This window comes from Nocardia sp. CC201C (genome assembly GCF_030010695.1).
Classification (GTDB): domain Bacteria; phylum Actinomycetota; class Actinomycetes; order Mycobacteriales; family Mycobacteriaceae; genus Nocardia; species Nocardia otitidiscaviarum.
Genome location: NZ_JASCXP010000197.1, coordinates 1 through 13,086 on the forward strand (window position 1 = coordinate 1; position 13,086 = coordinate 13,086).

Below are 13,086 nucleotides of genomic sequence, written 5' to 3' on the forward strand. Positions count from 1 at the left end.
AGCCCGGACTTCATGGCCAGACCCTTGGGCGCGATGGAGGGCTTCGCCTCGGCCGGTGCGGCAGCGGCTTCGCCCGCCGACTCCGCCGGAGCGGGCTCCGCCGAAGCGGAATCAGCCGGTGCGGCGGGAGCTGCCTTGCCGGGGGCCTTGGGGCCGGGTCGCTTCAGGCCGGACTTCATGGCCAGGCCCTTGGCGGCGACGGTCGGCTTGACCTCTCCACCCGCGGGCGCGACCGGCTCGGCATCCGCGGCCGGTTCGGGCGCGGCGGATTCGGCGGCGGGCTTGGCGCCCGGGGCCTTGGCGGCGCCCTTCATGGCCAGACCCTTGCCGCCCGGAGCCTTGAGGCCGCCCTTCATGGCGAGCCCGCCCGGCTTGGCGGCCGGGGTGGAAGCTTCCGTGGCGGGAGCGGATTCGGTCTCGGCGGATTCGGCCGGGGCGGCCTTCGCGCCGGGAGCCTTCAGTCCGCCCTTCATCTGGAGTCCCTTGCCCGGTGCCTTGGCCGGACCCTTCATGGCCAGACCCTTGGCCGGAGCCGCAGGCGCTTCGGAAGCCTCGGCGGGAGCGGCGCTCTCGGCCGGGGCGGCCTTCGCGCCCGGGGCCTTCAGGCCGCCCTTCATGGCCAGGCCCTTACCACCGGGAGCCTTCGCACCACCCTTCATGCCCAACCCACCACCGGCGGGCTTGGCCGCGGCAGGAGCCGTCGCGGCCTCGGCCGTGACCGGCTCGGGTTCGGGCTCGGCGACCGGCTCGGGGACCGGCTCCCGCTTGGGCTCCTGCACCACCTTCAGATTCTCCGACAACGTCGCGGGCTCGACCCGGTCGATGGCCTGCAGCATCAACTGCGCCACATCCACCACCTCGACACCCTGACCGACCTCGCCACCGTCCTTGCGCGCGGTCACGCCATCGGTGAGCATCACCCGACAGAACGGGCAGCCGGTCGCGATCATCGACGGCTCATTGCCGCCCTTCAGCGTGTCCAGGGCCTCGTCCACGCGATCGATATTGATCCGCTTGCCGAGCTGCTCCTCCATCCACATCCGCGCACCACCGGCACCACAGCACATCGACCGCTCGCCGTGACGCGGCATCTCCACCAACGACGACCCCGACGCCTCCATCAACTCCCGCGGCGCGTTGTAGATCTTGTTGTGCCGCCCCAGATAACACGGATCGTGATAGGTCACGTTCTGCGCCACCGGCGACACCGGGATCAGCTGCTTGCCCCGCACCAACCGGTTCAGCAACTGCGTGTGATGCACCACCTCGTAGGTGCCACCCACCTGCGGGTACTCGTTGTTGAGTGCGTTGAAGCAGTGCGCACAGGTGACGACGATCTTCTTCTTGGCCTGCTCGACACCCTCGAACACCGAGTTCAGCAGTTCGATGTTCTGCATCGCCAGCTGCTGGAACAGGAACTCGTTGCCCGCGCGGCGCGCCGAGTCACCGGTGCAGGTCTCCTCCTGGCCCAGCACCATGAACTTCACGCCCGCCGTGGCCAGCAGCTCGGCGACGGCCTTGGTGGTCTTCTTGGCGCGGTCCTCATAGGCGCCCGCGCAGCCGACCCAGAACAGGTACTCGTAGCCGTCGAAGGACTCGGCGTCCTGCCCGAAGACCGGGATGTCGAAGTCCATCTCGTTGATCCAGTTGAGCCGGTCCTTGGCGTTCTGGCCCCACGGATTGCCCTTGTTCTCCAGGTTCTTGAACAGACCCGCGAGCTCGGAGGGGAACTCCGATTCGATCAACACCTGGTAGCGCCGCATATCGATGATGTGGTCGACATGCTCGATATCGACCGGGCACTGCTCCACGCACGCACCACAGGTCGTGCACGACCACAGCACCTCGGGGTCGATGATGCCGTGCACGTCCTCGCCGCCGACCAGCGGACGGTCGGCCTCGGCGCGCGCGGCCTCGGAGATCTTGGCGAGCTTGGCCTCGTCGGGCTTGCCCTCGCCGTCGACCAGGCCGATCTCGTCGCCGCCCATATCCTTGCGGCCACCCGCGAGCAGGTACGGAGCCTTGGCGTAGCCGTGGTCGCGCAGCGACATGATCAGCAGCTTGGGCGAGAGCGGCTTGCCGGTGTTCCAGGCCGGGCACTGTGACTGGCAGCGACCGCATTCGGTGCAGGTGGTGACGTCGAGGATGTCCTTCCAAGAGAAGTCCTCGAACTTGCCGACGCCGAAGGTGTCGTTGTCGGGGTCGGCGGTCTCCATATCGATGGCCTTGCCGCCGGACATCATGGGCTTGGCCGCGCCGAGGGCGACGTCGCCGTCGTCCTCACGCTTGAAGTAGATGTTCGGGAACGCGGCGAACCGGTGCCACGCCACACCCCACGTCAGGTTGCGGCCGACCAGCAGCAGGAAGAGGCTGCCGGACATCAGCTTCACGAACGCGAAGATGGAGATCATGACCCCGCTCGCGGGGAGCAGTTCGGCGACTCGCATGGTGAAGAAGTCGGTGGCCGGGTTCGCGTGCCCGTAGGTCGCGATCTTGCCCGCCTTCACCAGGATCATGCCCAGGCCCTCGACCAGGACGATGGCCTCGATGGTGTACGCCGGACCGAACTTCGAACCGCTGAACCGCGACAGCCGCTCCGGCATGCGCGGGTGGTTCAGCTGGCGAATGACGATCAGCGTGACGATGCCGACGACGGTGCCGATGCCGAGGATCTCGTCCCACAGGTGGTAGACCGCCCAGTCGCCGAAGATCGGCCAGTGGAATTCGGGGTTGAACGTTTGTCCGTACGCCTCGAAGAAGAGGATGAAACCGCCGAGGAAGCCGATCATCACCAGCCAGTGCGCCCAGCCGACGGTGCGGAATTTGTTCATCCGCGTGTGGGCCAGGAACTCGACGAGCATCTGCTTGAAACGCGGGAAGAACGGCCGCCAGCGATCGGGCGCGGGCTGGCCGACCATGACGGTGCGTGCGATGTTTGCCACACCGCCGACGAACGACGCCCAACACAAAAGACTGAGCGTCGCTCCGATCGCGCCCAGCGTCACTGTCAGGGCATTCATGTCGCGACCTTTCTTCGGGCTACGAGCCTGCGCGGGGTTGGCCTGCTCCAACTCCGGTGTGCACGTATCTTAACGAACGGTAAGTTACCCGCCGGTAACTTATTCGTCCAGAGCTTTCCCGCACTGTAAATCGCGACAAATCCGGAACCCAACCAAGGGTCGGCTAACTTACACAGCTCACAACCGTCGCCGAGAAAGGAATGTCGCATATCACCACTTGTTGGACTAAGCTCACGCTGTCCGTTGTGCTGTGCGCATCTTCACACTGCTCGGGGAGGTTCTCGCTGACATTCGCGCCCCACGCGCGAACGTGTCACGAGGGAAGCGTGAGCTCTCGCGGTGAGGATGCGGCAGCGGAGACCTGATGATCGATTGGATAACCGAATGAAGTTTCGCGGCACCATTGCGGCGGCTGCCCTGGCGATCGGCGCATTGACCGTCGGTTCCACCGTCGCACATGCCGAAGAGGCGCCCGCGCCTCAGGATGTGAGCTACTCCGTCAAGCTCGTCGACAAGACCATTGTCGCCACGCTGAAGAACGGCACGTTCGAGCTCACCGAGGTCGCGGTCGAGGGTGGGGAACCCGAGGACAAGCAGACGATGGTGAACGTCAAGGACACCCAGGGCGCCACCCTCATCTCGTTCCCGCTGGCGTTCGATATCGCCGGTTCCGAGGTCGAGGTGAAGTCGGAGCTCAAGAACGAGGACTCGGTGCTCGAGGTCGTTCCGGAGGCCCCGGCCGGCTTCCAGCCCGGCACCCAGCCGCTCACCGTGCAGCCCATCGCGTCGCCGATGGAGGATCAGCGCGCGATGAACAGCTTCTCGAGCCAGTTCGGTATGGCCACCGCCATCGGCGGCTTCGTCGGCACCGCCATCGGGGCCATCATCGGCTGCATCGTGACCATCCCGGCCATGTGCGTTCCCGGCCTGGTCGCGGGTGCGGGCATCGGCGGCATTCTCGGCACCATCGCGGTGGGTGGGCCGACCCTGATCGCCGCGGGACTGGAGCTCATCCAGACCCTCCAGGCGGCCCCGGGCACCACCAAGTGGGCCAACTGACACCGCATCCGTAATACGCGTACGGCCCCGTCTCCCCGCGGAGACGGGGCCGTACGCGTTAGCACGCACCTGCCGTGCGGTGGGTCGCCCTCAGACAGACGAAACCCCTTATGGTCTGCGGAATTCGCACACCATAAGGGGTACTCCCCGTGGTCGGGTCGAGGCTAGGCGCCCCAGTTGCAGGAACCGGCGGCGCCGCCCGCGGAAATGGTGCACATGGACTGCAGGAGCTTGAGCAGCATTCCCGCGACACCGGTATCGCCTGCGATGAAGAGCATGAGGTACCTCGAAAGTTCGTATGTGCAAATGACTCTGGCGCGTACAGCGCCAGCGAATCGGTACCTTACCTAGATTTCGGGTTTTCGCCTAGTTCGGGTCGAGACCGATGCGACCGCTGTAACTCCGGGTGTCCCGTTCGCGGCCGAACCTGCCGAAGCTGCGTTCGACCATCTCGAAGCCGCCGTCCTCGCGCACCAGCAGCACCGTGCTGCACCGGGTGCCATGCACGGTGTGGGCGATGAAGCGGGCGGAGGCGGTGCGCTCCATGCGGCGGCCGAGGCCGGTGTCGGGGAGTTCGGTGTCGAGGGCGCGGGTGCGGTCGGCCAGGACCCGGAGATACCCCTCGATATCTCCGGGCGTGGACTCGACCACCGACCGCAGCGCCCGGACGCCCTCGCGGACCTTGGGCCACGCGGGTCGTTCGGTACCGGTGCGGATGTCGCGGGAATCGGGTTCGGCCGAACCCACCACCGCGTCGTTGGAGATACCGTGGAAGCCCGGGGCGAGCTCCCGGGGCGCGGACCCGCTGCGATTGCTGTGCCACCACAGCGTCTCCAGATCCGACACCACCAGGTTGTAGCCGTTGTAGTCGTCCGGTTCCGCCGCCACCGCGCGCACGGTCTTCTCCGGACCGACCTCGCCGCGCAGGTAGTCCATCAGCAGCGCGCCGCGGGAACGGACGTCGGTGCGGTTCTCGCCGGGGCGCCGCACATTCGTCACCGTCGCGAACCGCCGTCCCGCCGGAGACACTCCGAGCCAGGTTCCGGGGATCTCACCTCCGGCTCCGAGGTCCCGTCCGGCCAGCAGGTCCGGAGCCTCCGGCCACCAGCGCAGCGTTTCCGTTGCCCGCGTGTAGAACTCATCCCGATTCGCGGCCACGATCAGCCGATACTCCGGATGCGCTCGCCACCCGACCAACACCAGACACATATCCCCAGCATGCCGCACGACGGCGGGTCCGGCCTACCGCCCGACGACGCCGATTCACCCCGGAGCGCCGCCCCTGCGCCGCCACTGGGCACCACCTCCCCCGCAGACACGAAAGGCCGGTAGCGCAAGAGCTACCGGCCTTTTCGGGCTTGCCGAGATCAGTTGCGGACGCGCAGCCCCGGGTTGTCGGAGAGCACGACGCTCACCGGCTGGGCGAACAGCTGCGGGGTGTTGCCGGTCAGCAGGCCGATCAGGTTGGGGATCTCGCAGATCGGGTAGTCGGCGACCGAGGAGGCCGAGGAGATGCCCAGCGCCAGGGTGCCGGTGACGATCGGACCGCCGGAGTCGCCCGGGAGGGCGCAGATATTGGCGGAGAAGCTCTGCGTGAGCTGCCGGTCGCCGACCTGCACCACCTGATCGATCGCGTTCACCACGCCGCAGCTGAAGCCGGTGCGCGATCCGGACTTGCAGACCGGAGCGCCGACGACCGGAACCGCCACGCCGGTGACGGCGATCGGGTTGTTGCCCGGCACCCGCACCAGGTTGTTGTCGAAGCGACCCCGCACCTGATCATCGATGGACAGGATGGAGTAGTCCTGGTTGCCCAGCACCGACTTCTGGAAGGTGCCCAGCTTCACGCCCGGTTCGTCGCCGGGCAGCAGCTCGTACGCGCTGGGCGAGTTCGCGCCGCCGGTGGCCGGGATGTTCGGGTTGCAGTGGCCCGCGGTGATGTTCACGGTCCGGCCCGCGCTGTCGGTGCCGTTGAAACCCAGCGAGCAGCGCAGCGACATGCGGCCCGCCACCGACGCGTAGCCGTCACCGGCGGCCAGCGGTCCGCCCGTGGCGTCCGCGATCTCCCCGGCCTTGCGCACGTCGGCCTCCTCGCCCGCCACCGGCGGGGCGGGCATCACGATGACGCGCGCCGGATCGACGAAGCTCGGCAGCGGCAGGTCGGAGGTGTCCGCCCGCACCGCGATGCTGTTGTTCACGGTGTCGATGGCCACGCCGCGCACCAGCTTCGACACCGCCTCCGGCTGCTGCTCCAGCCAGCGCTGGAAGGCGTTCTTCTCACCGCGCAGCACGGCCTCGCTCTTGGCCACGTCGCGCACCTGGAAGCCCGCGTCGGCGGCGGCCTGGCGGGCGGCGTCGAAGTTCTCGCCCTGCGCCAGCGCCACGACGCCCTGTCCGGCCTCGTTGAGCCAGGCGCCGCCGAACACCTGCGGGAACTGCCGCTGCGCGGTGGTGGCGAAGGCCGCCACCTGCTGGGCCAGATCGGCGCGAGCCAGGTACTCCTGCGGGGAGATCTTCAGATCGCGCTGGACGGCATTGATCAGCTCCTGCGGCAGGTTCGGCGCCGGTTCCGCATGGGCGCTCGCCGCCAGGGGTCCGGCTGTCAGCAGCGCAGTGGCCGCGATCGCTGCAGTACGGACGAGGGCGCGCGGTCGACCCGCGGCAGGCGAAAAACGCATACGTGGCAGGAGCATGAGCCGACTATATGGTGTCGAGCCCGTTATGCCTACTTATCTCGGGGTGACGTTTCGGTATTCCGCAGGCTAACGAACGGCGTGTCGGCTTCAAGATCACAGCGTGTCGCCCTCACCCGACGTTCGGGCGGGTGCGCACCTGGATACCGCTGCCCAGTCCGCCGCCGGAATTGGCGTCGATATCAGCCAGAATGGCGCGGATCGGAATGCCCAGGGTGGCCGTTCCACCGTACTGCGCCAGCGCCGTATTGGCCTCGTTGCAGTTCGGCGCGTCGGCGGCATTCGAACCACTGGTGATGCCCAGGGCCAGCGTGCCGGAGACGATGGCGCCACCGGAGTCGCCGCCCAGCGTGCACGCGCTGCTGGCGAAACCGCGAATGATCTTGGAGTCGCCCTCGGCGGTGTACAGCTGCGTCTCCACCCGGTCGGCCACCACGAAACCGCAAGTGAACGTGGAGGATTGACCCGACTTGCACACCGGCGCGCCGACGATCGGATCCGCCACCCCGGTGATGGTGAGCGTGGTGCCGTTCGAGCCGCGCACCGACGGCTGGTCCATGCCGTTGCGCACGGCCGCGTCGTTCAGCTTGATGACCGAGTAGTCCAGCGAGCTGCGCCCGCCCAGCTGCGAACTCACGAAGGTGCCGACCTGCGGGCTGGCCGCCAGGTCCCGCACGTTCGGCAGGTACACATCGGCCTGCTGATCGGCCTTGCCGAAGTTCGGATTGCAGTGTCCGGCACTGATGTTGAGGGCATTGCCGCCCGCGTCGGTGGCGTTGAAGCCGAAGGAGCACACGTCCACGCTCTGCAGCGAGGAGTCGCCCAGCGAGGTCGGGGCGCTGATATAGGTGTCGCCGCCCATGGGACGCCGTTCCACCGGGCCGCCGCTGCCCGGGGCGAGCATCACCTTGATATTCGCGATGAGGGTGGGCAGATTCAGCAGATGGCCGACCGGGGTATTGGCGACCGACAGCACCAGCTGGCTGTTGAGGAAGTCGATGGCCACCGAATTGATGGCCGAGGACAGATCCATGGGCAGTTCGGCGATCCACGAATTCAGCTGGCCCATGGCGAATTCCAGATTGTCCGCGCTGACCGGAGCCAACCGGGTCTGATATCCGGCGTCGGCGGCGATCTTGGCGGCGTCCACCGAGGTGACCGCCACGACGGGTTTGCCGTCCTGGCCGAGCCACGCGCCCGCGAATTCCTCGGGCCGCTCGGTTCGGAAATCCCGTGCGTAGTCCCGCAATTCCTGGGCGCGCGTGGAGCGATCCAGATACTCGGCGGGCGTCATACCCAGATCACGCGCAATGGCCTGCGTCAGTTCCGGAGGCAGCTGATCGGCCGAGAGCTGCGGCGATACCGCCTCATCGGCGAGCGCGGGTGCCGCGGCGAACAGGGGGCCGACTAGAACGGTCGAGGTGAAAGCGATGGTGGCTGCTCGAACCGCGGCGCGACGCGCCAAGAACTTGCGCATGGAGTCCCTTCGTAGTGCACCAGCAGACCGCGACACCCCGTGGTGAGGGTTACACCGGTCAGCGCATCACTTTATGCCATAGCGCACAGAAGGTCGCCACTTGTATCAGTTCTCGCCGAGCGACCACGGATCGCTGAAAATGGGCGGCGGCGGGATCTGGAGGGTGGGCAGCTCCGGCGGCCGGTAGATGTACGGCGGCACCCGGGTCGTGGTCGACGGGCGTGTCGTGGTGGAACTCGGCGGCGTCTCGGTGGTGGTGGGCGGCGGTTCCGGCGCCGGCGGCGGGGCGGGTTCGGTTGTCGGCGTTGGCACTTCGACGACCGGCGGCGGGGCGGGAAGCGGGAGCTCCTCGGACGGCGTCGGCTCCGGCGGCACCGCGCCCGCGGTGGCGAAGGGTTCGGACCGCACCTCGCCGCGCGGCGGACCCGGCTTCTCCTCGTCCGGACGCAACACCGCGGCGACGCCCAGGCCACCCAGCAGCAAACCGATCAGGGCCGCCGCGACGGCGATCAGCAGCGGTCCGCGATGGCGGGTGGGCGGCTCCGGGGCCGGCTCCTCGGCCTCCGCCTCGACGGCCGGTTCGGTGGTGGTGGCGGCGGGAATGGCGACCGAGTACGCCTGCGCGGGCGGGTCCGGCACCGGAATGGTGGGCAGCACCTCGGTGACGTCGGAGTAGTTCTCGGTGACCGTGGGATCGGGTGGGGTGACACCCGCCGGAGTGGAGAGCACGGCGGCGAGGGCGGCTCGCGCGGCCTGATAGGCGAGGGACTTGCCGGTGTCGGAGTCGGGCGTGGGTAGGTCGCGCTCGCTGACCAGCACCACCGATTTCAGCCCCAGATAATCCAGCGCCTCGCGGACGGCGCGGATGTTCTCCTCCGGCCATGCGGTCGGATGCGTCGCGTAGAACTCGGCGGGACCTTCGAGATATTCGGCGGCCAGATTGATCAGGCAGAACGCGGCGGTGGCCCACAGATCCTCGGCGCGGTAGGCCTCGCCGTCATCGACCGGGATGCCCGCCGGGTCGCCGACGGCGGCGGCGAATCCGCCGATGGAGTGCGTATGGCCGGTCGGCTGCTCGCCGCCCAGTTCGGCGTCACCGTCGTCGGACATGTGCAAGCGCGACTCGCGGACGATGTAGTGCACCGGGAGGGTGGCATCGTCCCCGGTCACGATCGCGGCGACGCATTCGTCGTCCGCGATCCGCAGGCCCACCCCAGTGGCCATCCTCGTTACCTCACTCGGTGCGTGCGGGTCTGGCGTCCGCGCCCCGAGGCTCACACGAGTAGGGACCCGTGGCCCATGGCGCGGAGCATTGACAATAACTCCGATCGCGACCCGGCACCGATTCGACGTCGTATCCGCGCCACATGGTGCTCCACCGTCTTGGCCGAAATATAGAGGCGAGCGCCGATCTCACGGTAGGTGAGACCGAGCAGGACCAGTTCGGCCACCTCCCGTTCACGCTCGCTGAGCACGGCGTCCGGCACCGGGTCGGGGCGCGGGGCCGGGGTGGGCAGCGGGCGGATGGGCTGCTCGGGCGGGCGGGACTGCACCCGCACGGTCCGGGCCAACTTCAACAGGGCCGTCGCGGTGCCGGAGTCGTCGGCCGTCAGCGCCGCCTCGCTGGCGAGCCGGGCGGCGTCCCAACTGAGACCCAATCCCGCGAGCCGCCGCACCGCCGCCTCCACGGGGACGCGCTCCACCTGGCCGCGCAACACCAGCACCCAGGTGCGACCCGCGTCGGCCAGGGCGGCGGCCTGGGTGTCACCCGCCTCCGCGGCCGCCTTCAACCGGTGCGCGTGCGGCAGCAGCCGGTCGGGGCGCTCGTGCGCGATGGCGGCCTGGATGGCGTACCAGTGGAAGGAGTTCGCCCAGGCGGGCGGATCGCCGAGGCGGCGCAGCAGCCGCCGAGCGTCGTCGACCAGCGCGGATACCCGGCTCTCGTCCCGCAACCGGATTCCGGCCAGCCACAGTTCGCCGATCGGCAGCAGGGTCAGCAGGTCGGCGCCCACCTCGTCGAACAGGGGTGCGGCGGCCTGCCAGGCCAGGGTGAGCGCGCTGTGATCGCCGCCGCGCCGCGCCAGGCCGACGATCACCGCGTGCGCGAGCAGCCGGTCCCGCGGATCCAGTGCGGCGATATCGAGCTGGTCGACCGCCTCGGCCGCCGCCCGCTCGTCGCCGCCCAGCATGGCCACCCATGCCGCCAGCACCCGCCGCTGCGGATCGGTCGAGCTGCCGCGCAGGGCATCGGCCGCCCGCCGGGGCTCCCCGATGCTCAGGCACAGCAGGGTGGCAATGGACACTGCCGAACAGGGCAGGAACCGATCCCCGCCCGCCTCGGAGGGCGCGAGCCCGGAATGCGCCGCGTGGATGAGCGCCGACACCGCGGCCATTGCCGCCCCACGCCGCGTGTCGGTGTGCACCTGCGGGAATCCCAGGGCCGCGGTCTCCGATCCGGCGGCGTCCGCGGGTTCGGTTCGAGTGTTCCGGGATGCCCCGGTCGGCCGAACCGGTGCCACGGGTGCGCCGCTTTCCGGGAAGCCCGGCCGTGACTCGCCGCCGGTGGCTCTCGGCCGTGACTCGCCGCCGGTGCCATCCGGCCGCCCGGTAACCGCGTGCGCGGCACTGGACTGTGCGGCCGTGAACGGTTCGACGGTCCGGGCGGTCTCGGACGGTGCGGCGGCCCGTCCGGGTGACGCGGTGGTTCCGGCGTCGAGGAACGATCGTGCCGCGCCGCTGCCCGGGATCGTCTCGGTGAGCCTGTCCCGCTCCGGTGTCGTGAAGGCGCTGTCGTCGCGTGCGGGCATGGAGCTCGCGCTCGAGACCTGGCGTGCGGTCATCGCGTCGCCGCCGGTCGTGGCGTGCGTGCGCACGGAATCCGCGCCGGTCGTGGCGGCGCGGGTCGTACTGCGGGCGCTCGTGGTGTCGGTGGTCGTGGTGTCGGTGCCCGTGCTGTCGGTGCCCGTGCTGCCGGGGGCCGTGCTGCCAGTGGGCGTGGTGGCAGTGGACGGCGAGCCATCTGTGTGCCGTCGTATCGAATCATCGTGGAGATATACTGCTGCCCAATCGGATTCGGCGGCGGATGAGCTGCGAGCCGGGTGGTGACCCGCCACTGGTTCCTGCGGCGTCGCGGTTTCGGGTGCCAGCGCGGCTTCGGAATGTGCTGTGCCCCCGGGCGGTACCGACTGCTCGGGAACGGCCGCCGCGGATACTCCGGCCCGCGAAGTGCCGGGCGAACCGTGCGTGGGTCGCGGGGCGCGTGGGCCGGGTTCGACCGACTTGGCCAGGGCGGTGGCGATGGTGGCGGCGCGGGCGGTGGCCTCGGTGGGGGGCCAGCGGTCGGCGGAGGCGGAGAGGGCGCGGGCCACGGCGGGGTCGCCCGCGAGGTAGAGCACCGTGGCGCCGACGGCCCAGTCCGCGCCGATGCGGCGTGCACCGAGCCAGGTATAGAGCTGGGCGGCGCGGGAAATGAAGCCCCGGCGGGTCCAGACCCCCGCGCAGATGCGCACGGCGGCGGCCAGTTCCGCGGGCGCGATATCGTCGCGGGCCAGGGCGGGTTCGGCCAGCCGCAGGGCGGTGTCGCAGTCGCCGGCTCGTGCGGCGGCATCGGCCCAGCGCACGGCGATGGTGTTCGGATCGGCTCCGGCCGCCGCGACGGCCGCGTAGTAGCGCGTCGCCTCATCGCCAGCTTTTTCCGCTGCGGCGCAGAGGAATTCGGCGAGGCGCGGATCGCGCACCCCGGATTCGGCCAGCAGCAGCGCGGTGTGGTCGCGCAGCAGCCCGGCGTCGAGGCGGGCCCGCAGCAGGCGGCGCTGCACGCCCAGGAAACGGCGGTCGCCGACCAGCGTGCGCAGCGGGGTCACGGCGGGCGCCAGCAGCAGGTCGGCGTCGGTGATGAGGGCGCTGGCCCGGGCGCGGTCCACCAGATCCTGTGCGGCCCCGAGGTTCACCTCCAGCACCTCGGCCAGCTCACTGGCGTCCAGACCCGCGCCGATGGCCGCCACCACCAGGGTGTCGAGCAACTCCGGATCGGCGTCGTCGAGACGGGCGCGCGCCCAGGACGTGACAGCGCTGTCGACCGCGCCCATGCCGGCGTCCATGCGGGTGGCGCAGGCGGCGGCCAGGGCCGCCACCACACCGCCGTGGATGCCGCCGGTCTGGCGGTGGATGTGCTGGGCGATGCCGCGCGGCACCATCATGCCGAGTTCCCGTGCGAACGGCGCGATCTCGGCTACCGCGAGGGCGCGCAGGTCGACGACGCGTCCGCGCCGAGACACCAGATCGGTGAGGGCGCGCAGGCGAGCGTCGTGCGGGCGCGGGCGGGTGGCGATGACCACCGTGCGATGTCCGGATTCCGCTGCGGCGCAGAGGGCTTCGAACGCCGCATCGGACAGTGTGTGGGCATCGTCCACCACGAGAGCCGTGCGGGCGATCCGGCCCGAACCGGGATGGGTTGTGGTGGCGGGTGATCCGCCGCCCTGGCCGTCGTGCGGGTTGTCCGTCGGCATGGTTCCCCGCGTCCGCAGCCGATTGCGAATGGCCGACAGCAGCGTGGACTTGCCGGTGCCCGAGCGGCCCCGGACCAGGTACAGCAGGGGAACCGAATCCTCGGAGTCCAGTTCCCGGAACAGATCTCGCGTGTAGGGCAACGAGTCGAGCGCTATGGGTATGTTTCCGGCCACGACGATCAACCCCTAGCCGCCCGTATTGGGGAGGATCTGCTTGGGCGCGTCCAGCACCGAGCCGACGGTGTCGTCCACCCGATCGATGACCCCCGGCAGGATGGGCACGGAGGGCGGCTGCGGCGCGGGCTGCTGCGTCGGCTGCGTCGGCTGCG

The 13,086-nt window shown here is 69.6% G+C and carries 7 protein-coding genes; 1 reads left to right on the plus strand and 6 read right to left on the minus strand.

Features of this window, described 5'->3' with window-relative positions; genetic code table 11:
- Positions 1-3,020, minus strand: a 3,020-nt coding sequence (locus QK444_RS20430; RefSeq protein ID WP_282782662.1) for a (Fe-S)-binding protein, incomplete at its 3' end; no start/stop codon positions are given.
- Positions 3,021-3,404: 384 nt separating this feature from the next.
- Between QK444_RS20430 and QK444_RS20435 the strand changes: the two genes are divergently transcribed.
- A complete protein-coding gene (locus QK444_RS20435; RefSeq protein WP_282782664.1) occupies positions 3,405-4,079 on the plus strand; it encodes a hypothetical protein in 675 nt (224 codons plus the stop codon).
- 366 nt (positions 4,080-4,445) lie between these two features.
- Here QK444_RS20435 and QK444_RS20440 read toward each other — a convergent pair whose 3' ends face one another.
- The 5 genes from QK444_RS20440 to QK444_RS20460 all read right to left on the minus strand — a co-directional run bounded on the left by QK444_RS20440 (position 4,446) and on the right by QK444_RS20460 (position 12,931).
- Complete coding sequence (locus QK444_RS20440) at positions 4,446-5,288, minus strand: NRDE family protein (protein WP_282782666.1); 843 nt, start codon at positions 5,286-5,288, stop codon at positions 4,446-4,448.
- Positions 5,289-5,446: 158 nt separating this feature from the next.
- Positions 5,447-6,772, minus strand: a complete 1,326-nt coding sequence (locus tag QK444_RS20445) for a S1 family peptidase (RefSeq protein WP_282782668.1) — start codon at positions 6,770-6,772, stop codon at positions 5,447-5,449.
- 112 nt (positions 6,773-6,884) lie between these two features.
- Positions 6,885-8,249: a S1 family peptidase gene (locus QK444_RS20450; protein WP_282782670.1), complete on the minus strand. Its 1,365-nt coding sequence runs from the start codon at positions 8,247-8,249 to the stop codon at positions 6,885-6,887.
- 105 nt (positions 8,250-8,354) lie between these two features.
- A complete protein-coding gene (locus tag QK444_RS20455) occupies positions 8,355-9,473 on the minus strand; it encodes a hypothetical protein (RefSeq protein ID WP_282782672.1) in 1,119 nt (372 codons plus the stop codon).
- Between the two features lie 50 nt (positions 9,474-9,523).
- On the minus strand, positions 9,524-12,931 hold the full coding sequence (locus tag QK444_RS20460; protein ID WP_282782674.1) for a LuxR C-terminal-related transcriptional regulator: 3,408 nt from the start codon (positions 12,929-12,931) through the stop codon (positions 9,524-9,526).
- Positions 12,932-13,086 lie beyond the last annotated feature (155 nt).

Bases quoted from the DNA above. Each gene is read 5' to 3' on its own strand.
- QK444_RS20435 (WP_282782664.1), top strand. From the start codon at position 3,405: ATGAAGTTTCGCGGCACCATTGCGGCGGCTGCCCTGGCGATCGGCGCA.
- QK444_RS20440 (WP_282782666.1), bottom strand. From the start codon at position 5,288: ATGTGTCTGGTGTTGGTCGGGTGGCGAGCGCATCCGGAGTATCGGCTG.
- QK444_RS20445 (WP_282782668.1), bottom strand. From the start codon at position 6,772: ATGCTCCTGCCACGTATGCGTTTTTCGCCTGCCGCGGGTCGACCGCGC.
- QK444_RS20450 (WP_282782670.1), bottom strand. From the start codon at position 8,249: ATGCGCAAGTTCTTGGCGCGTCGCGCCGCGGTTCGAGCAGCCACCATC.
- QK444_RS20455 (WP_282782672.1), bottom strand. From the start codon at position 9,473: ATGGCCACTGGGGTGGGCCTGCGGATCGCGGACGACGAATGCGTCGCC.